The sequence below is a fragment of the Pseudomonas sp. ZT5P21 genome (genome assembly GCF_054897785.1).
The window spans coordinates 1,588,028-1,607,706 of the sequence record NZ_CM142705.1 but is presented as its reverse complement, the minus strand read 5'-3'; the positions used below and the strand labels follow the sequence as shown (position 1 = coordinate 1,607,706).

Here is a 19,679-nt window from a genome sequence, read left to right as displayed (position 1 = left end):
CCCAGGTGCAGGACAGTGATGGTCGGTACTATATCGACTGCCTGGCGTGCGCTGGTGCCCTGCCCCTGGGCCATAACCACCCTTTCGTGCAGGAAGCGTGTAATCGGGTTCCTGCAGTCGGGACAGCTGCAACAAGCGCTGGACCTGGCGACGCCGGCCAAATTTCACTTCATGAACGAGTTGTTTGCAGCCCTGCCTGCAGACTTTGCCTCACCAGCCAAGCTTCAGTTCTGTGGCCCCACGGGAGCGGATGCGGTTGAAGCCGCCCTCAAACTATTCAAAACGGCAACTGGGCGCCGTCCCGTGCTGGTGTTTCAGGGCGCTTACCATGGGATGACCCATGGCACCTTGGGGATGATGGGCAATCTGGCCCCCAAGCAAGCAATCAGTGGCATGCCGGCGGAAATTCAATTCCTGCCCTATCCCTACACCTATCGCAGCCCCTTCGGTGCTCAGGTCGATGCCCTTGAAACCGAACGCCTGAGCCTGGCGTTTCTCGAAAGCGTGCTCAGCGATCCCGAGAGCGGCGTGTGCAAGCCGGCAATGGTCTTGCTCGAAGCCATCCAGGGCGAAGGGGGTTGTATCCCTGCCAGCGCCAACTGGTTGCGGCAGGTCAGAGAAATCACCCAGCGCCATCAAGTGCCGTTGGTGATTGACGAAATCCAGACCGGAATTGGCCGCAGTGGCGACATGTTCGCCTTCGAGCATGCGGGCATCACCCCCGACGCAATCATACTGTCTAAAGCCATTGGTGGCGGGTATCCGCTTTCACTGCTGGTCTATCTGGAGAAGTATGATCAATGGAAGCCCGGCGCCCATGCCGGCACGTTCCGGGGCAACCAGATCGCACTGGTCAGTGGCGCGGCCACCCTGGAGTTTATCCGGCGCGAGCACGTGCTGGAGTATGTCCGTGAAGTAGGCGAGTTGCTGCGCCAAGGGCTACTGGAATTAAAAGACCGCTTCCCCTGCATCGGCGACGTTCGTGGGCGGGGGCTGATGCTGGGCATGGAGTTGATCGAACCAAACGCAACCCCGGATGTACTGGGCCATCCACCGGCAGCGGGCGCCTTGGCCAGCGCGGTTAAAAAAGCCTGTCTGGATGAAGGTCTGATCATCGAAAGCGGCGGTCGGCAGGGTGCCGTGCTGCGCTTTTTGGCGCCGTTAGTGATTACCCGCGAAGAGGTGCGTGAGATTGTCGAGCGCCTAAGTCGGGCACTGGCTGGACATGCGCCCGCCAAAACCATGGATCGTACACACAAGGTTGCCGTGGAGGTACAGGCATGAGCACCTCCACGCAAATACTGGACGTGCTGGGCATCGGCTTCGGCCCCGCCAACATTGCCCTGGCCATCGCTCTTGAGGAGTTGGCGCCCGCGTTGACGGTGCGCTTTCTGGAAAGACGACCCGGCCCGCTCTGGCAGCCCAACATGCTGTTGCCAGGCTCGGACATCCAGAATCATCCCCTGCGTGATCTCATAACGCCGCGTAACCCGCGCAGCCGTTATACCTTCACCAACTTTCTGTTCGAAAACCAGCGTCTCTACGAGCACCTGAACTTGCCGCTGCATTACCCCTTGCGGCTTGAGTACGCGCAATACGTGACCTGGGTGGCGGAGTTCTTCAAGGAGCAGGTCGATTACAGCTGTGAAGCCGTATCGGTCGAGGCGGTGGAAGCGGGCCCTGAAGGTGGCATCGATCACTACCGGGTCCGCTCAGTCAATGGCCAGGTCTATCGCGCTCGCAGCCTGGTACTGGCGCCGGGCAGAACACCGCACATCCCAGCGCCCTTCGACGGACTCATCGATACTCGGATACGACACCTGAATCATTATCTGCCTGCCCTGCAAGAGACCATCGAACGCACTGCCGGGCAATGCCGTGTGGCCGTGATTGGTGGCAGCCAAAGCGCAGTCGAGATCCTGCTACATGCCAGTGAGCACGCGTGCGTGAAGGAAGTTGTGGGTTACACCCGAAACTTCGGTTACCGGCAGAAAGACATGAGTCCCTTTTCGGATGAAGTTTATTTCCCTGAATTCGTCGATACCTTTCATCGCGCAAGCCCCGAGCATAAAACCCGGCTACGTCGGGAGCTGCTCCACACCAACTATTCAGCTTCTGACATCGATGTACTCAATCAGCTCTATATCAAGCGGTACGAGCAAAGCTTGCGCGGCGAACACCGGCTAGAGATCAACACATGCCATGAAATAACCGCCTGTGAACCCGGGACAGAGGGCATGGAGTTGCAGAGCCGACATTTTCTGGAAGGAAAAGCCTTTCGAAAAACCTTCGACCTGGTGATTCTGGCTACAGGGTTTCTCGATTTGGGCACCGGCGAGCGCGAAGAGCCCTATCCGCCTCTGCTCGCCCCTCTGACCACTAATCGCGGCGCCTTGCAGATCGCCCGCGATTACCGAATCGATCTGGGCGGATCTCTGCCGACCTACCTCAACGGACTTTGCGAATCCTCCCACGGGATGGGCGATGCAGGCTCCTTCAGCTTGCTCGCCCTGCGCTCGAAAGCCATTGTCGAGTCGCTCAACACCCATCTGCCAACCCGGGTCGAGTATCAGCGTTATGCCTGAGAAAAACCTTTCCCGGTTATTGGCCGCCCCATCAGTCTGGCAAGCCGGGTGGCCGTGTAAAACCGTACGCTCGACCCAGCTTCCCTTCGACAGCGATGTGGTGGTGATCGGTGCTGGAGTCGGCGGACTGGCTGCCGCCTTGCAGGCTCTGGATGCCGGGTGCTCGGTGACCGTACTCGAAGCTCGCCAGATAGGCGCAGGGGCCAGCGGACGCAATTCTGGCTTCGTTGTACCGGTGCCGTCCCGGCACACACCGCAATCATTGCACCAGAGCCTTGGGGATGGCGCTGGCCATTTCGCTCGCGCGCTTCAGCATGCCGGCAGCGATGTCCTTTCCTGGTCGGCTGCGACGCCGCACCAGAGTGGCTGGATGCAGCCGTGGGCAAACCACCACTGCACACCGCAATTGCAGGCCATAGCCCAAGGCTGGAAAAACCTGGGCATTAACGTGGAAATGGCCGACCGTCAACGCATAGAGAGCGATCTGGGGACTGCGCACTATTGCGCCGGCTTGTGCTACCCGGAGGGTGGAGCGGTAGACCCTTTCGCGCTGGTGCAGGCCATGGCGAATGACGTTGCCAGCCGTGGAGGACGAATTGTCGAAGGCTGCCCAGCCTTGCAGATCAATCCGCATGCCACTCATGTGGGCATCATCACACCATTGGGAGAGCTCAAGGGAAATCGCGTCTTGGTCGCCGGAAACGCCTATGGCGTCGAGGCAAGCCGTATGACTCGACAGGCGGTGAGCCCAGTGGCCCTGATCCTCGCCACGTTTGCTATGACCGAGGATGAGCCGGAGGTCGGTGTAATGCCGTTTTCGGATAACCGCAAAGACATGTGGTTTTTTCGCAAGCTCGAGAGATCCCGGGTACTGACTGGGTGTTTTACATTGCCGTTGGCGCAGTCAGTCAATCAATGCAGCTCCTTGCTCAAGGAACGCCTCCATACGATTTATGCAAAACCTCCAGGCGAATTGGAACACCTATGGGCGGGCTGGGTAGGGCTGACCCACGACGCGATGCCGGTGGTCGATAGCCCCGATAAGCGCATCATCAGCTGGAGCGGATGCAATGGCCGTGGCCTGGCGCTATCGACCTTGATGGGCCGTACGCTGACAGACCGGCTGCTGGGTAAAGACAGCATGAAGCTGCCCTTTCCCTCTTCTCGTTACTGGCACAGGGGCGGCGTCCTTGGGTGGCTGGCGCAAACGCTTATCGCCGTCGACCGCTACAAACAACGTCGTCGCGTACTCGCTCTTATTAACCGTCCAAGTCTGTCGGGAGACCCCTCTTGAGTCAGTGTCCTTTCCACTACCGTGAGCATCGTTGTACGGATCAGCGCCTGATCAATCGTTTTATCGACACGTTTCCATTGGCGCTGATTACGTCCCAGACGGGTGGCAACTTTCACAGCAGCCATATCCCTTTATTGCGCAATCCGGATGGGACCCTGTTTGGCCATGTGGATCGACGCAACCCCCAGTTCAGGGAGGCTGCATCGTTCAAGTGTCATATCGCCTTTATCGGGCCGTCGAGTTATATCCCCCCAGAAGCCTACCGCAATGCGCAATTGCCTACTTGGAACTACCTGGCGGTCCATATGCAGGCCGACATCGAGGTGATCGATAAAGAAACTGAAAACCTCGACATTCTGATGCAAAGCGCACAACGGTTCGCGCCCGAGGGTTGCGAGTATCGCGTCGACCCTCAAGACCCGAGAATCATACGGAACGTGCCACACATCCTCGGCCTTGCCATACACCCAGAAACCATCGAAGGCCGCTTCAAGCTGTCTCAAGACAAACCACCGCAAGACCAAACATCCGCCCTGAACTGGCTGGTGGAACAACACAAGATCGTCCATAAACAATTTCTCGAATTCTCCTCATTTCTTCACCTTTCGTGAGTTTTCCTATGCCAATCGTACGAGTTGAAGATCCGGTCAACCGCCCCCCGGGCATCCGACGCGAGGTCATTGAAACGACTTATCGATGCCTGAAACGGGCCTTTGGGGTCAGCGATGAAGAACTACAAGCCCGATACAAACACTATCGCGAAGAAGATTTTCGCGCTCCCGGTGATAAGCCGGAGTATCTACAGGTGAACATTACTGTGTTCAAAGGCCGTACGCTGGAAACCAAACGCAAATTATATAAGGAGCTAAGCAACACACTGGCGGAGTTGCTGACTATTGCTCCGTCTTCGGTACTCATCCTACTGGATGAGCACGATGCGGAGAATTGGGGAATGCGAGGCGGTATCCCCGCTAGCGAGATCGACTTTGGTTATTCGGTTAACGTGTGATTCACTTCAAGCAAACTGCTGGATCATGGTAACCAACCTAGAAAAACGAACCATCCGTAATTGATGGGAGCCAATACAACAAACGTGATGAATGCAAGCGCTAGACTCAATCGCAACGCTGCCACGAAAGGGATTCTTCCCATTTCAATAGCAAGAACAATCGGAGAGGCTTGGTAAGGCAGAAGCGGTGTTGAAAACCCGATGACCTGAATCATCAGAACACTAAGTAAAGGCAACCCGGACGCGGTGGCTAACGACTGCGCCAAAGGAGTAAATAGCGCTGGTACTCCGTTCGCTGTAACCACAAAGTTGAGCAGCGTGGAAAGACCTACGACTGAGGCGTAACTGCGGAAAGGTGAGGCCGGATCCAACGGTGCGAGGGTGAGTACTTCATTACCTATTAATGTTCCGAGCCCACTTTGTCCTACAAGTGCGGCGAGTCCGAGGATTGCTGCGACATAGACCGCGGTACGATGATTTACCTCTTGACCAAACTCTTCACTGGACGGTAATGAGTTGCGCATCCATGTTGCTTTCCTATGGTCCGCGGGCTCGCTTTTACGTCTTGATTTAACTCAGTTCCTGCAGTCCGCATTCATGGCCGGACTTATAACAAATCCAGCGCAAGATACCGGTTGGTCTGAACGATTTTTTCGCGCTCCTCGAAACTCGTCAATTGCGTTGCGATGGCGCTGCTATCCCCTGAGCGTTTGATTTCAGTCAAAACGATTTGCATCGCGTGTATCGCAGCACGCTGCATATCCGAAGGAATGATGACGTAACCAAGAGAGGACAGCTCTTCAATGGGCATCAAGGGAGTCTTGCCCCCGTAGAACATATTCATCAGCTTCGGTCCTGGGATACGTTGGGCAATCACGCGAATCTGATCCAGAGTCTCCGGGGCTTCTACGAAAATCATATCTGCCCCTGCCTTCACATACTGTTCGGCTCGGGTTAACGCTGACTCAAAACCTTCTGTCGCAATTGCATCGGTACGGGCAATAATCATGCAGTCCTGATCTATAAGCGTATGGCGTGCAATCCGAATTTTTCGGCACATCTCACTTACATCTATTAACTTTTTGTCATCCAGGTGGCCGCAGCGCTTGGGAAACGATTGATCCTCAAGGTGGAAGGCGGCGACACCGGCACGCTCAAGAGCTCGAACCGTGCGCTGAACGTTGGCTGCCCCCCCAAATCCCGTATCGGCGTCTGCAATCACTGGCAGGTCACTCGCTTCGACAATTTTCTCGATCCGTTCTAACACTTCGCTGAAGCTCAGTAGACCGATGTCCGGATATCCAGCAGAACGCGCAATTGCCCCACCGCTGGCGTAGACCGCGTCGAAACCCGCCATAGCAACTAGACGAGCGGATATACCGTCATAGACGCCTGGTGCTATCACAGGAGAACCTGAGGATAGTTTTTCACGCAATTGTCGAGTTGGTTTCATATGAAGTTCTCCTGAATCTCGGACTGACCGAACCACAGACGGTATCTTTGGTGCACAAGAAGCATGGCGTCAGACAAACAAAATGTCTAATATTTAGAAAGTACAGAATTAGTATCTTTGGAGTCCTAATTGGAACTCAGGCATCTACGTTATTTCGTCGTCACGGCCCAAGCGGAGAACTTCACACGAGCAGCCGAGCAACTTGGGATCGCCCAACCCCCGCTTGGACAGCAGATACGTGATTTGGAGGATGAAATCGGTACGCCGCTTTTTCACCGGGTAGGACGCGGCGTCATACTCAGTGATGCTGGGAAGGTATTCTTGGTATCGGCACAAGATATTCTTGCGCGTGCCGAGGACGCCCAAAAAAATGCGCTCCGCGCCGCACGAGGAGAGGTCGGCTCGTTGAAACTGGGATTCACCGAATCCGCTTCGTTCAACGATACCGTCACCGGTTTGATCAGTCGCTACCAGAGACAGCACCCCAAGGTGGAGGTAAACCTTGAAGAGAACGATAGCGAATCGCTAATTTCCAGGCTCGGCCGTGGAGAAATTGATGCCGCGTTTGTCAGACCTCCGTTTGCTATGGGTGGCGACATTGAGTTCATCACGCTGTCCGAAGAACCACTTATTGTTGTCCTGCCTGATGGCCATCCCTTAACGTCACGCAAGCGTTTGTCGCTCGTTGATCTACGGCAGGAGAACTTCATCCTGTATTCGCGAAAATCCGGTTATGGTCTGAGTGCGGATATCGTGGCCGCCTGCCGACAAAGCGGTTTCAATCCGACCATCCGTCAGCAGGCGCCCCAGCTATCGTCCGCTGTTAATCTGGTATCTGCGGGCATGGGTATCGCCGTGGTACCCGCATCGATGCAACGAATTCAACGCGATGGCCTGCACTACAGGCCGCTTCAGCTTGATTGGCCCAAGGCGATCCTTGGATTGGCCACACGAAAGGCTAATCGGTCAACAGTGGTCGCGGACCTGATTAGTTCGACTAGCGAAGTGCAACAGGGTGATGTCCGATAAACCTTCCCACGTCGAGGCGTCGAACCGTCCGCGTGGGAATAGCTCAACGAAAGTTCTGCGCCCGCTTTTGGGACGCGGAGCGTCCCTGGCTGCATTACCACGCAGAGCGTGGGAATGATCTGCAGCTACGAACCAGTCCTGCGGATCGAGGTTCTCCAGCGCCCGATTCACAGCCAGCTCGGCCAGCATGACGATCTGGGCGATCGCCAGTGCCGTGTTGCAATGACTGCCCTCAAGAAAAGTAGCCAAGTCATTGGTCATGACACTCGCAGAGGCCAACGATTCGCAGGCGTGCGCCAGCAGGTTTTTGGTGCTGATGTCCGGGGCTATGAAGAACATGGTGCCGGGATTGCGTGGAGGGTTGGGCGTAGGTTTGAACATGGCAATGCTCCAAGAGTGATGGAGCTGCCCCGGTTCGCTGCTAGACGAAAATAAGGTGGCAGCTGTGCACGGGCTAGCAGACCAGGACTCTAGAACCCGGTAGACCCGAAGGTCCTCCCACACACAGTCGCCATAATGCGAACCGATCACGAACGGTGGACGCCATGCGCCTAAAGTATCCAGGCTACTAGACCCGATCGCTGAATTTGCAGCGAACCGCTACCTGCGGTGAAACCTGTTTTTACGCACCAGTCCTACACAAGTATCAAAAACTGCTTAAGCATATTTGGAAACACCTTTTACCCACCACCTCATGAGCGTCGAGTCCAGAATCCGCCCAATTCTTTCCAGGCGGATACTCACATTGCGCAAGATAATCATCATGGCCTCGTTACAGGCCGCCTTCCTTGGGCTGACGATCCAGGCACAAGCCTCCGAGCCAGACAACTGGACTCATTTTTTAAACAATCCTCGTTTCATGCCGGCGATCAAAAGCTGTCTTGCCGCTCACCCGAGAGGTCAGGGACCCGCTGTTGTAATGAATGTCTGGCATGCAAATCTGGAAGAGGCCGGTGTGATGACAACCGACCTGAGCGGGCGCAGAAACTCATGTTCTGCCCGCAAGGATACGGGGCTGGAAAGCCAATCCCGGACCGTGTTCGATCTGCCCGGTCCGCTGTTTGTTTCGGTGGACCAAGTCAAGGTTGCGCCCAAGGGTGAGTGCATAGAACCCACCCCGGTATTCAAAGACGAAAAGCTTCAAGGCTGGATCCTCAGACAACCTATCCTCAATCAGCACATCCCCAGTGACTGCTCGACCCCAAACTGGACCGAACTGTTACCGGTGCCACCAGCCCCGGCTTAAACAGACTTGATGTCGCCCGTTGGCAGGCACACTATTAAATTCCCGAAGCCCCGAACCGCTAACGGAGTAGCCCCATGGAACATGCACTGAAGATTCTGGGTAAAGCCTCGTCAATCAACGTCAGAAAGGTCCTGTGGACCTGTGAGGAACTGGGTGTTTCCTACGAACGTGAGGATTGGGGCGGCGGTTTTACGTCGACCCACACGCCGGAATTTCTCAGGCTCAATCCCAACGCACTCGTACCGGTGATCATCGACGACGCCGGCGTGCTGTGGGAATCCAACACCATCTGCCGCTATCTGGCCGGCAAACACCAGAATACGGATCTGCTGCCGCACGAACCGGCTGCACGCGCCCGGGTGGAGCAATGGATGGATTGGCAAGCCACCGAACTCAATCGGTCGTGGAGCTATGCGTTTACGGCATTGGTTCGCAAGGATCCAGAGTTTCAGGACGCGCATCTCATTGCCACCGGCCTGCGCGACTGGAATCACAAGATGAGCATTCTCGAGCATCAACTCGCGTCGACCAAAGCCTATGTCGCCGGACCACGGTTCACGTTGGCCGACATTGTCATCGGACTGTCCGTCAACCGCTGGCTGATGACCCCGATGGAACGCCCCGACTACCCGGCCATCGACGAGTATTTTCAACGATTGGCACAACGTCCGGGTTTCTTGAAACACGGCTGCAACGGCCTTCCCTGATGAATCGACCTCTGCCGCCAAGCGGCAAAGTTTGACCGCCCTCCTCGAAAGCAAGCGCAAGCCTACAGCCATAACTTGTTGAAACTATTGTCCTGAAATTCTTAGGCACACTAATTGCTCCACACGCTGCACCGCTAACACCTACAGGTCTTCTCATCATGTTGGTCAGTGCCAAACAGAATTTAATGACGCCGCTTCCCAAGAAACCAGGTGAAGATCCGACCGCGGAAGCTGCCGCCGGTCTTCAGGGCGGCCTTCAAGCCGCTGTGATGCAGAACGTGCAGAACAATATCCAGCTGCAAAAGGTGAAGAACGATGGCAGGGTCCAGGCCGCCGCCTCTCAACTCGCCACGGAACAGGTCAACGCCGCCAGCAAAATCAGCGACAACATCGATGAGGCGTTCGCCAAAACCCGGGTCGCGCTGCAAGTCACCGAGTCCTCGACAGTGCCAAAGGCTGGTGAAAGCACCGCCATGGCCGACTTCAAGGGTTACATGAGCAAAACGCCGGAACAGCGGTTGCGCGACAGTATTCTCGAGGAGATGGGGATTAGCGAAGAAGACTTGAAAGCCATGCCGCCAGAGAAACAACTGGCGATCGGTAAGGAAATCGCCGACCGCCTGCAAGACAAGATAAAACTGGCGCAGGCCGAGAAAGAAAACAGTGGTAGCGAGAAAGGCAGCACCCAAGTAGTCGACAAGTTCCTCGCCTCGCTTTAACAGCGAGAGATGCTGTTGCAGGAGCCAGGCTTGCCGGCTCCTGCAGGTCAGCGTATCAATTCAATTGGAGTGTCGAATTGAACTGGCTGATCGCGTCAACAACATGCCGCGATCCCTGCTGAATCTCCAGGATCACCTCCCCCGCTTCGTTCGCCAGCTCCACCCCAAGGCCGGTCCGGCTCAAACTCGACTGCATGCTCGACACCGCACTCAACGACAAATCATGGTTTTTGCGCACCACTTCGACGATTTCCAGCGTCGCCTGACTTGTACGTGCGGCGAGGCCGCGAACCTCATCGGCGACCACGGCAAACCCACGCCCATGCTCACCGGCCCGGGCCGCTTCGATCGCCGCGTTAAGCGCCAGCAGATTGGTCTGATCGGCAATGCCGCGAATGGTCTGGACGATGGTGCCGATGATGTCAGACTGCTTGCTGACCGCGTCGATGCTCAGCGCCGCCTCGTTCAAGTCCCTGGAAATGTCCTGGATGATCTGCACCGTTTGCTGCACCACCTGCGACCCCTTCTGCGCGCAGGCGTCGTTCTGGACCGAGGTGCTGTGGGCCGATTCGGCAGCGGTTTGCAGGGTGGTCACCTGGTTCGTGATGTCGCTGGCGAATTTGACCACTTTGTACAGCCGGCCCTTGGTGTCGAACAACGGGTTGTAGGACGCTTCAAGAAAAATGGTGTGGCCGTGTTTATCTTTGCGCTCAAAACGGTGTGAGTGATATTCGCCGCGATTCAGTGAGGCCCAGAACGCTTTGTAAGCCTGGGATTCTGCGTCGGCGCGGTGGCAAAACATGCTGTGGTGCTGACCGACGACTTCGTTGAGCGAGTAATGCGTGGTCTTAAGGAAGTTTTCATTGGCGGTAATCACATGGCCTCCGGGGGTAAATTCGATCACCGCCATGGAACGACCGATTGCCGCGAGCATGCTTTCGTTTTCGTGTTCTTTGTTAACCCTGGCAGAAATGTCCGTGGCGACTTTGATCACGCTTTTTACCTGGCGGTCGGGGCCGAAAACCGGCATGTAGCTCGCTTCGAGCCAGATCTCCTTGCCCCTCTTGTTCAAACGCAAGAAGGTGCCGCCGACCGGTTCGCCACGGGCCAGGTCACGCCACAATCGGGCGTAGTCTTCGCTGCGGTAAAACGCTTCTTCGCAAAAGATCCGGTGATGTTTGCCGCGCACTTCTTCGACGCTGTAACCCATGGCGGCACAAAAGTTTTCGTTGGCATCGAGGATGATGCCTTCAGGGGTGAACTCAATCATTGCCATCGAACGGCTGACGGCCGCCAACTTGGCGTTGGCCTCGGTCAGCGCGCAGCGGCAGCGTTCGATTTCCAGCAGGTCTGCTTTGTGATGTAGGTTAAACATAGTCGTATCACCCTAAGCGCGGTCTTTTGATTGATGAAAGTTCTTCGGTCTTTCAACGTATCCACGACAATCTTCCATGGCACAGGCACACGCATTCCTCCACGGGAGGAACGGTCAGGTGATCGATGATGTTGAATCGGAGAGTCCATGCGGCGACGCTCTTATCAAGACATCCGTCTCTTGATAGCCCGGGACCGGGCCAGCCCTGATGTTTCCATAAGTAACTCCCTTTACTGAAAAGCTCCTTGTCGCTCAGCGCCGGTGCCTTGGGTTGCGCACTCTTGAACCCTGTATATCGGCCCTTACGGCGGCCGAATAGTCAATTACGAGTCAGCATAGACAGCCGTAATGGCCTTGCAAGGCCACTAGTCGGCCAGCATTGAGGACAAAATCGGTTCAGCTCAGGACCGATTCACTTTTCAGCCAGCATGCCTAACAATGCCTGCACCGCCACCGAGGGTGGCTTGTTAGCCGCGACCGCCAAGGCGAACTCGCGATCGATTCGCGGTTTCAGCGGCACCACACGCAGGCCCGGAAGCTGGTTCGGCAGGGTCATTTCCGGCACCAGGGTCACACCGATGTTTTCCCGCACCAAGGTGAACGCACTGTTCCATTCACGGACTTCGACGCGGATGTCATGCAGCTGCAAACCCGCATCGATAGCGAGGCTGCGGGCGTTGGTCGAACAGCCGCCCGTGGCCAGGACAAAGGGTTGATCCGCTAATTCGGCGAGGGTGACCCCCTCTTCAACCGAGCGCCGCGCCAACGGATGACCGCCCGGCAGAACCGCCACCCAGGCATCGCGCCCCAAAAGGCCGGCATTGCGCTCCGGCGCCGGGTTCAACACCACACCGATATCCACCAGACCGGCGCCAAGCAGTGCTTCCACTTCATCGTCGCTGACTTCCAGGGCAACCACCTGAATGCCGGGATAAAGCCGATTGAACTGGCGCAGCAGCGGCGGCAGAAAGGTCGCCAGTACCATGGGGAAACTGGCCAGGCGAATCGTTCCACGCTGAATGCCTTTCGCGGCATCGACGGTATTGCGGATGTTTTCCAAGGAACCGAGCATGCTGCGCGCCTGCTCGATGACCGGCAGACCGATGGCCGTCGGTACGGTCTGGCGGTTTTCCCGGCTGAACAGTTGAACGCCGAGGGTTTCTTCGATCAGCGCCAGCGCCTGGCTGGCCCCTGACTGAGTCATGCCGATCCGCTCGGCCGCGCGGGTGATGTTGCCCGTGTCGGCCACCGCCACCACCATTCGCCAATGCATCAGATTCATCATGGCAGTAGCTTTCCTTAGGGCAGTTTTCTGAAAGATTAATTTTACCGAGGGCGTCGCGCACTATGACACTGGCGAAAACCCCGGACCAGAGACCTGCCGATGAAGTTGTATTACGCACCACAAGCTTGCTCACTCGCCCCGCACATTGTGCTACGCGAGCTTGGCCTGCCCTTCGGGTTGATCCGCGTCGATAACCGCACCAAACAGACCATTAGCGGCTCCGACTTCCTCGTCATCAACCCGAAGGGTTACGTCGCGGCGCTGCAACTCGACAACGGTGAAGTGCTGACCGAAGGCCCGGCGATCCTCCAGTACCTGGCGGACCTGCGACCGGAGGCGAACCTGGCGCCAGCCAATGGGACGTTCGCGCGAGTGCGGTTGCAGGAATGGCTGAACTTCGTTTCGACGGAGATTCATGGCGGGCTGGGATGGCTGTTCAACGCGCAGTTCTCGGAGGAAGTGAAAACACCGATCAAGGAGAAGTTGTTCAAGCGGTTTGCGGTGTTGTGCCAGACCTTGGAGCGGCAGGATTACCTGATGGCGGATGGGTTCAGCGTTGCGGACGCTTATCTGTTCACGGTGTTGCGATGGGCGCCATTGTTTGCGATTGATTTGAATGAATGGCCGGCGTTGGTGCGGTTTCAGGCCCGAGTAGATTTGCGCCCGACAGTGCAAGCGGCGTTGGCCGCGGAGTGGGTGTAAGGCTGGAGACCATCGCGGGCAAGCCCGCTCCCACAGGAATTCGTATCCCACCGCGAGATCCATTGTGGGAGCGGGCTTGCTCGCGAAAGCGGTTGTTCAGGCACCGCAAAACATTAAGCGAGATTACAAACTCGCACTCACTTTTGTAGCCACCTCCCCCGGTACCCAACCTTTCCAGATCTGCGGCTGATCCCGCAAAAACGCTTCCGCGACTTGACGCGGTGGCTGGCGCTTTTCGCTCATCTGGGCGAGGGTCTGGTTCAGCAGATCAATCGGGAAATCGACTTTCTCGAAGAACGCCACCAAATCCGGATATTGCGTCTTGAATGGTGCGGACACGCCGATGGCCAGGCTTGCCGGCATCGAGCGCGTGCCTTTGGGATTAGGGTGGTTGGCATCGGCCAGGGTCTTCCAGGCTTCGGCGTCGAACGGCGGCTCGTCGAGTTTCACCAGTTTGAAACGGCCCAACAGCGGTGTCGGCGACCAGTAGTAGAACAACACCGGCTTGCCGCGACGGATCGACGACGCGACCTCCGCATCCAGCGCCGCGCCAGAGCCGGTGCGGAAGTTGACGAAGCTGGTGGTCAGGTCATAGGCCTTGAGTTTCTGACTGTTGACGATCTCCGAGGTCCAGCCGGTCGGGCTGTTGAGAAAGCGACCGCGGCTCGGGTCTTCGGGGTCGCGAAACACATCCTTGTAGCGCGCCAGGTCGGCGACGGATTTAAGCTCAGGCGCCAGCGGTTTGATGCCGCGCTCCGGGTCGCCTTTGATCACGTACTCCGGCACCCACCAGCCTTCGGTGGCGCCTTTAACGGTATCGCCCAAACCAAATACCTTACGTTCCGCTGCGGCTTTGACCCAGGCCGGACTGCGCCCGGCCCACTCTTCGCCGATCACCTGGATGTCGTTCCTGGCCAACGCCGCTTCGAGGCTGACGGTGCTGCCAGGCAAGGTATCGGTGGGGTAGCCGTAACCCTTTTCGACGATCAACCGCAGGATCTCGGTGATCAGGCTGCCGCTTTCCCAAGTGATGTCACCGAAGTGGATCGGTGCGGTTTTTTCTGCGGCGGGAACGTGGCTGGCCACAAGGCTCAGGGCCAGCAGCGAACTGCCGAGCAGGGTTTTGATCGATTTCATGCGGACCTCTGGTGCAAGGGTTCATTGGCGCTGTGCCGGGCGCACAACGCTTGGGAGCGGGTCATGTAGACGCTGACCGAGCGTTGGGAAATGCCCAGCTCGGCGGCGATTTGCGGGTAGGTCAGGCCATCGATTCGCGACAACAGGAACGTTGCCCGGACCTTGCCCGGCAAGCGCTGAAGCGTTCGGTCGAAGCCGTGCAACGCCTGGGTCCATTGCAGCAGTTCCTCGGGCGAACTCGCTTGCGGCTGATCGAGGTGTTGCAGTTGATCGAGGTGCTGACGTTCCAGATCGCGGCGGCGCCAGAGCTGATAGATCAGTCGGCGGGCGATGGTGGTGAGCAAGGCGCGGGGCTCGCGGATCGGAGTCAGGCCCGGCGCTTCGAGCAGTTGCACAAAGGTTTCGGCGGCGATGTCTTCGACACTGGGACTTCCCCCCAGATGCCGTCGCAACCGTGCACACAGCCAGGGGTAATGGGCGCGGAACAATCCGCCCACGTCGTTGTGATGGGAAAAGTCGGTGCCGGACATAGTGGCTCCAAAGGTTAGGGTCGCTGAATGTCCGGTGGTCCGGTGAGGCGGATCCTAGCAAGGAGGCTTATTCTTTAATAATACTTAAAATGAATTTTTATATTCCATAGAGGCATTAAAATCTATAACGCCTGATAGATCGCTTTCGCGGGCAAGCCACGCTCCCACAGGTTCTGTGTCGGTCATCAATTTCGTGATCGACACAGAACCTGTGGGAGCGTGGCTTGCCCGCGAAAAAATCTTAAGTCAACGCAGGCACCCGAACCCCAACGCCTCAGCTTCCTGTTGATAATCGAGAATGACTTGATAGTCGCTCTCGCTGGCTGGCAGCACCGAGTGCAAACCAAGGATTTCAACCACATCAGGCAGCTCCCGCAACGCCTCGTTCATCACCTGCCGCAGCGCCTCAATCTGTTCATCGGTCAGCGTCGCAGCGGTGATATACGGCAAGGTCGGGCTGAACGCGCTGCGCACCACCACGCGCAGACCGGCGACTTCCTCCTCGGCGTGGCGCGCGAGGTAGGCGAAGGTCACGCTGTCGATGGCCGCCAAATCGGCCTGGTCTTCACGCAGCCAGCGCAGGCTTTCGTGGTGGCTGCCGCTGATACCGACACTGTCGAAGAACTGTCCATCCCGATGCAGCGGCGCCAATCGTTGACGCAGCAGGTTCATGCCGCTGTTGGAGTCTTCGCCGTTGATCACGCCACGGCCGCCAAAAAAAGCGGGCAAGGTCCGGCGTGGGTCATCGGCGCGACTCAGCAGCAGGCTACAGTGATTGCCTCCGCTGCTGTCCGGCAGTTCGTAGCGAGGCCGGCCGATGACCCGAACCTGGCCACGCAATGTGGTCATCAGCGGATAGCCGCAGGTTTGGGTCAGCAGCAAGTGGGGGGACAGCCACAGCTCCATCAGCGCCAGCCCTTCGGCGTTGCGGCGGGTGGCGCCCAAACGCCCAAGTATCCGCGACAACCAGCGCTCGTTGGCCTGGCGGATGGGTTCGGGGGCGACGTACATGAGCAGCTCAGCGATGTCTTGAGTCATCAAAATCTTCCCGTACAAGAAAAATCTAATGTGGGAGCGGGCTTGCTCGCGAGAGGCCGTGTCAGTCGATGTAAATGTTGCCTGACACACCGCTTTCGCGAGCAAGCCCGCTCCCACAGGGGTCAGGTGTTGATCATAAAAAATCAGTGAAACGGATGCCGTGGACTATCGATTGCCTTTATCCCATTCTCACGCCACAACTGGCCATAACCCTGCACCAGAAACCCGCCGCTGCGTGCCAGCCACTGCTCGCGGCGCGTGTAATAGGCGCGGGGCAAGTCGTACCAGGGCAGTCCTGGCAAGTCGTGGTGCACCAGATGAAAGTTGAGGTTCAGGAACAGCCAGCGCCACGGCCACGCGGCTTCATTGAGCACGGTGCGTTGCTCGGGCTGCGCATGGGGACGGTGTTCGTAATAAGAGCGGATCATCGCAATCGACAGCGCCGGCACACTGATCAGCAACAGGTAATGCCACACCGACAGCGCGCTGTAGCGGGCGATGAACAGCAACATCAACATGGTCAGTGCGCCGTGGGTCAGCCACATCAACCAAGCCTGCCCTTCGCCCGTTTTCAGACGTTGCAGTTCTTCGCGCGCCAGCGCCAGCAAAGCCAGCGGTGCACCGAGGATAAAGCGCCCGAGCACAGTTTTGTTCAGCCGGTGCAGGCTCCGTTCGAACAGTGAACGGTCCTGCCACTGCTCGGCGCTCAGGTAGCGGCTTTCCGGATCGAGACCCGGGAGGGTCAGGTCTTCGTCGCGGTGATGCAGCAAGTGGCTGTCGCGATACAAGGTGTAGGGGTACCAGACGGCGAACGGTGCGTAGCCGAGGATTTTGTTCAGCGTGGTCCAGCGGGTGGGATGACCATGCAGCAATTCATGCTGCACCGACAACCAGAGCGCCACCAATGGAATCAACAACAGCGTGCTCCACCACACACCCAGTCGGGCACTGCCCAACACAAGGCTGAACCATCCGGCGTACACGCCGATCAGCAGCAACCAGGTCGGCCACTCTGTGCGAGCGGTGAGGCGCTGGCGCAGGGATTCGATTTCTTCTCGGTGGGCGCTATCGAAGTAATGAGGCATGGCGTTGCTCAGATCGGGACCAGTCCCCTTCTGTGCAATGGCGTCGGGAAATCTTGCAGATTATTTGGTTATCGTTAGAGCAGCAGGAGCCCGAGGACCGGGCTCCCTTGTCGCGGGATCAATGGCCGAACACATCCACCTTTTTGGCCTTCTTGTCCGCGCGTTTTTCATCGGCGGTTTTCGCCGGTTTCTTCTTTGCCGCTTTTTTTGAATCCATGCCTTTGGCCATGATACGTACTCCACTCATACGGGATGTGAGATCAGGTATACACCTATCCCCGGCCGCGCGTTCTTTTATAATCACCCGCTTTGCCCAGCGACAAACTCAATCCATGCCCGACATCCAGTACACCCTGCTCGCCGAGCAGTTATGGCCGCTGATGAACAAGTTCTATCGCGCTCACCAATCGTCGATGAAAGCGGTGCGTGACGCTCAGCTCTGGGTCGCCAGGCGCGAGGAGATTGTTGGCGCACTGTGCTTGCGACCCGTCTCGGGCGGGCATTGGCTGACCGGTTTATTCGTCGATCCGACGTGCCGCGAGCAAGGGATTGCGGCGGCGTTGATCGGAGAAGCGGTGAAAGGTCTCGAACAACCGGTGTGGCTGTTCTGTCATCCGGATTTGCGCGGATTCTATGAACGACGCGGCTTTGCCTTCGATCCGAGCATGCCTTACGCCATGGTCGAACGTCTGCACCGTTATGCGCGCAGCAAGCCGATGATTGCGATGGGGCTGGAGCCGGTTGGGTAGGCATGGAGATCAAATGTGGGAGCGAGCTTGATCCGGGCGGCGTTCCGACGATTGCGGTGTGTCAATCACCGACAGTATTGACTGTCACGGCCTCATCGCGAGCAAGCTCGCTCCCACAGGGGGTTATGGTGGTTTCAATCATCGGCGTTGGGGTCTAGATCCGGGAACATCACTTCAGTGAACCCGAATTTACTGAAATCAGTAATCCGCGACGGATATAACCGGCCGATCAGATGATCGCATTCGTGCTGCACCACGCGCGCATGAAAGCCCTCGGCGATGCGCACGATCGGTTCGCCCTTGGGGTCGAAGCCTTCGTAACGAATCTGTTGATAACGGTCCACCGCGCCGCGCAGGCCGGGCACTGACAGGCAACCTTCAAACCCCTCTTCCATCACCGGGCTCAACGGCGTGATCAGCGGATTGATCAGAATGGTCTGCGGCACCGCTTCGGCATCCGGATAGCGTTCGCTGTGCTCGAAACCGAAGATCACCAATTGCAGGTCGACCCCGATCTGCGGCGCAGCCAAGCCGACCCCGCCGACGCTTTCCATGGTCTGAAACATGTCGTCGATCAACTGCCACAACTGCGGGCTGTCGAACATTTCGGCTGGGACCGGCGGCGCAACGCGCAGCAGGCGCTCGTCGCCCATTTTCAGGATTTCACGGATCATTTGATCACTTCGTCAGTGCTCGGCTTGATCGAGTGATCCCGACCCAGTCCCGAAACGTGGTGTTTAGGTTCAACATCGGGCTCGCCGGGGGCCTTTTCGCCGGGGTCCTTGCCTTCGGCCGACATGTGTTCGATCACCGCATTCATCTCCGCGCCGAGCAACAGCACCGCCGCGGAAATATAGAAGTACAGCAACAGCACGATGATCGCGCCGATACTGCCATACATGGCGTTGTAGTTGGCGAACTCCTTGACGTACAGACCGAAGCCCAGGGACGCGAGGATCCACACCACGACAGCCAGCACAGAACCCGGCGTGATAAAGCGGAACTCCTGTTTGACGTCGGGCATGACGTAATAAATCAGCGCCACGGCCACCATCAGCAGAATCACTACCGCCGGCCAGCGGGCGACGGTCCACAGCGTGACGATGAAGTATTCGAGGCCCACTTGCGCAGCGATCCAGCTCATCACCTGCGGCCCGAGCACCATCAGCGCAGCGGCGATCAGCAACATGCCGGCGATGCCGACGGTGTAGATGATCGACAGTGGAAAACGCTTCCAGGCCGGGCGGCCTTCGACCACGTCATAAGCAGCGTTCATCGCGCTCATCATCAGCCGCACACCGGCAGATGCCGTCCACAGAGCGATCACGATACCGACCGACAGCAAGCCACCCTTGGCTTGCTGGAGCTGGTCGATCACCGGATTCACCTGTTCCAGCGCCTGGGGCGGCAGGACCAGTTCCGATTGCAGGCGCAGCCACGAGAAGAAGTCCGGAAGGTGCAGAAAACCGATCAGGGCGATCAGAAAAAGAATGAAGGGAAACAACGAAAACAGCATTTGATAGGCCAGCGCCGAGGCATAGGTCGACATCTCGTCGTCAACGAACTCGGTGACCGTGCGCACCATCACACGGTGGATGGGCAAACCTTTCATGTCCGGGAAAATCATAAGCGTCTCCTTTCGCCGCAAATCGGTTGAAGTCGTGGCGACTCAGGGGCCGTTTTCTACATCAAAGTAGCCTGTTTGGCGACTTTGAAACAATTTCCATGCTCAAGGT

At 57.5% G+C, this 19,679-nt stretch carries 20 protein-coding genes and 3 pseudogenes; 11 read left to right on the top strand and 12 right to left on the bottom strand.

What is annotated here, in order from left to right; translation table 11 throughout:
• Window positions 1-18 precede the first annotated feature (18 nt).
• From ACYZT9_RS07375 to ACYZT9_RS07355, 5 genes are read left to right on the top strand one after another with little or no spacing between them, the layout of a single operon-like run.
• Entirely contained in the window at window positions 19-1,284 is a 1,266-nt protein-coding gene (locus tag ACYZT9_RS07375; RefSeq protein WP_462009206.1) for a diaminobutyrate--2-oxoglutarate transaminase family protein, read from the top strand.
• The gene (locus tag ACYZT9_RS07370; protein ID WP_462009205.1) at window positions 1,281-2,585 is read left to right on the top strand and encodes a SidA/IucD/PvdA family monooxygenase; all 1,305 of its coding nucleotides are present in this window, start codon (window positions 1,281-1,283) and stop codon (window positions 2,583-2,585) included. Before ACYZT9_RS07375 ends, ACYZT9_RS07370 begins: the two co-directional genes overlap by 4 nt.
• Window positions 2,578-3,879 (top strand): NAD(P)/FAD-dependent oxidoreductase, encoded by a 1,302-nt coding sequence (locus tag ACYZT9_RS07365; RefSeq protein ID WP_462009204.1) that lies wholly within the window; start codon window positions 2,578-2,580, stop codon window positions 3,877-3,879. Before ACYZT9_RS07370 ends, ACYZT9_RS07365 begins: the two co-directional genes overlap by 8 nt.
• On the top strand, window positions 3,876-4,490 hold the full coding sequence (locus ACYZT9_RS07360; RefSeq protein WP_462009203.1) for an FMN-binding negative transcriptional regulator: 615 nt from the start codon (window positions 3,876-3,878) through the stop codon (window positions 4,488-4,490). The genes ACYZT9_RS07365 and ACYZT9_RS07360 overlap by 4 nt, the downstream gene beginning before the upstream one ends.
• A gap of 8 nt (window positions 4,491-4,498) precedes the next feature.
• Complete coding sequence (locus tag ACYZT9_RS07355) at window positions 4,499-4,888, top strand: tautomerase family protein (RefSeq protein WP_462009202.1); 390 nt, start codon at window positions 4,499-4,501, stop codon at window positions 4,886-4,888.
• Between the two features lie 23 nt (window positions 4,889-4,911).
• Here the strand turns inward: ACYZT9_RS07355 and ACYZT9_RS07350 are convergent, their stop codons facing one another.
• Together ACYZT9_RS07350 and ACYZT9_RS07345 are read right to left on the bottom strand one after the other, a co-directional pair.
• Window positions 4,912-5,412 (bottom strand): hypothetical protein, encoded by a 501-nt coding sequence (locus ACYZT9_RS07350; protein WP_462009201.1) that lies wholly within the window; start codon window positions 5,410-5,412, stop codon window positions 4,912-4,914.
• 83 nt (window positions 5,413-5,495) lie between these two features.
• Entirely contained in the window at window positions 5,496-6,341 is an 846-nt protein-coding gene (locus tag ACYZT9_RS07345; protein ID WP_462009200.1) for an isocitrate lyase/PEP mutase family protein, read from the bottom strand.
• Window positions 6,342-6,470: 129 nt separating this feature from the next.
• On the opposite strand from ACYZT9_RS07345, the gene ACYZT9_RS07340 reads away from it, so the two are divergent.
• Entirely contained in the window at window positions 6,471-7,370 is a 900-nt protein-coding gene (locus tag ACYZT9_RS07340; protein ID WP_462009199.1) for a LysR family transcriptional regulator, read from the top strand.
• A 135-nt stretch (window positions 7,371-7,505) separates the two neighbouring features.
• On the opposite strand, the pseudogene ACYZT9_RS07335 reads toward ACYZT9_RS07340, so the two are convergent.
• Window positions 7,506-7,751 (bottom strand): annotated as a pseudogene (locus tag ACYZT9_RS07335) (DUF6124 family protein); the annotation flags it as partial.
• Window positions 7,752-8,115: 364 nt separating this feature from the next.
• On the opposite strand from ACYZT9_RS07335, the gene ACYZT9_RS07330 reads away from it, so the two are divergent.
• From ACYZT9_RS07330 to ACYZT9_RS07320, 3 genes are all read left to right on the top strand, one after another.
• Window positions 8,116-8,616, top strand: coding sequence for a hypothetical protein (locus ACYZT9_RS07330; RefSeq protein ID WP_462009198.1), 501 nt, complete (start codon window positions 8,116-8,118; stop codon window positions 8,614-8,616).
• Between the two features lie 74 nt (window positions 8,617-8,690).
• Window positions 8,691-9,323: a glutathione S-transferase family protein gene (locus ACYZT9_RS07325; protein WP_462009197.1), complete on the top strand. Its 633-nt coding sequence runs from the start codon at window positions 8,691-8,693 to the stop codon at window positions 9,321-9,323.
• Window positions 9,324-9,481: 158 nt separating this feature from the next.
• Window positions 9,482-10,042, top strand: a complete 561-nt coding sequence (locus tag ACYZT9_RS07320) for a hypothetical protein (protein ID WP_462009196.1) — start codon at window positions 9,482-9,484, stop codon at window positions 10,040-10,042.
• Window positions 10,043-10,097: 55 nt separating this feature from the next.
• Here ACYZT9_RS07320 and ACYZT9_RS07315 read toward each other — a convergent pair.
• The 3 genes and pseudogenes from ACYZT9_RS07315 to ACYZT9_RS07305 form a co-directional block, all read right to left on the bottom strand.
• A pseudogene (locus ACYZT9_RS07315) lies at window positions 10,098-10,526 on the bottom strand (methyl-accepting chemotaxis protein); the annotation flags it as partial.
• Between the two features lie 114 nt (window positions 10,527-10,640).
• Window positions 10,641-11,312: pseudogene (locus ACYZT9_RS07310) on the bottom strand (PAS domain-containing protein); the annotation flags it as partial.
• 517 nt (window positions 11,313-11,829) lie between these two features.
• Entirely contained in the window at window positions 11,830-12,702 is an 873-nt protein-coding gene (locus tag ACYZT9_RS07305; RefSeq protein ID WP_462009195.1) for a LysR family transcriptional regulator, read from the bottom strand.
• A gap of 99 nt (window positions 12,703-12,801) precedes the next feature.
• Here ACYZT9_RS07305 and gstA point away from each other — a divergent pair, with 99 nt between their 5' ends.
• Window positions 12,802-13,404: a glutathione transferase GstA gene (gene gstA / locus ACYZT9_RS07300; RefSeq protein WP_462009194.1), complete on the top strand. Its 603-nt coding sequence runs from the start codon at window positions 12,802-12,804 to the stop codon at window positions 13,402-13,404.
• Between the two features lie 123 nt (window positions 13,405-13,527).
• Here gstA and ACYZT9_RS07295 read toward each other — a convergent pair whose 3' ends face one another.
• The 4 genes from ACYZT9_RS07295 to ACYZT9_RS07280 all read right to left on the bottom strand — a co-directional run bounded on the left by ACYZT9_RS07295 (window position 13,528) and on the right by ACYZT9_RS07280 (window position 17,194).
• Window positions 13,528-14,541 carry an ABC transporter substrate-binding protein gene (locus tag ACYZT9_RS07295; RefSeq protein ID WP_462009193.1) on the bottom strand — a complete coding sequence of 338 codons (1,014 nt, stop codon included), beginning with the start codon at window positions 14,539-14,541 and terminating at the stop codon, window positions 13,528-13,530.
• Entirely contained in the window at window positions 14,538-15,071 is a 534-nt protein-coding gene (locus ACYZT9_RS07290; RefSeq protein ID WP_462009192.1) for a sigma-70 family RNA polymerase sigma factor, read from the bottom strand. Before ACYZT9_RS07290 ends, ACYZT9_RS07295 begins: the two co-directional genes overlap by 4 nt.
• Window positions 15,072-15,317: 246 nt before the next feature.
• Window positions 15,318-16,109, bottom strand: coding sequence for a phosphate/phosphite/phosphonate ABC transporter substrate-binding protein (locus ACYZT9_RS07285; RefSeq protein ID WP_462009191.1), 792 nt, complete (start codon window positions 16,107-16,109; stop codon window positions 15,318-15,320).
• Window positions 16,110-16,252: 143 nt separating this feature from the next.
• Window positions 16,253-17,194 (bottom strand): fatty acid desaturase, encoded by a 942-nt coding sequence (locus ACYZT9_RS07280; RefSeq protein ID WP_462009190.1) that lies wholly within the window; start codon window positions 17,192-17,194, stop codon window positions 16,253-16,255.
• A 332-nt stretch (window positions 17,195-17,526) separates the two neighbouring features.
• Between ACYZT9_RS07280 and ACYZT9_RS07275 the strand changes: the two genes are divergently transcribed.
• Window positions 17,527-17,943: a GNAT family N-acetyltransferase gene (locus ACYZT9_RS07275; protein WP_462009189.1), complete on the top strand. Its 417-nt coding sequence runs from the start codon at window positions 17,527-17,529 to the stop codon at window positions 17,941-17,943.
• 134 nt (window positions 17,944-18,077) lie between these two features.
• Here ACYZT9_RS07275 and def read toward each other — a convergent pair whose 3' ends face one another.
• Window positions 18,078-18,617, bottom strand: a complete 540-nt coding sequence (gene def, locus ACYZT9_RS07270; protein ID WP_462009188.1) for a peptide deformylase — start codon at window positions 18,615-18,617, stop codon at window positions 18,078-18,080.
• Window positions 18,614-19,570: a YihY/virulence factor BrkB family protein gene (locus tag ACYZT9_RS07265; RefSeq protein ID WP_462009187.1), complete on the bottom strand. Its 957-nt coding sequence runs from the start codon at window positions 19,568-19,570 to the stop codon at window positions 18,614-18,616. The genes def and ACYZT9_RS07265 overlap by 4 nt, the downstream gene beginning before the upstream one ends.
• Between the last annotated feature and the right edge of the window lie 109 nt (window positions 19,571-19,679).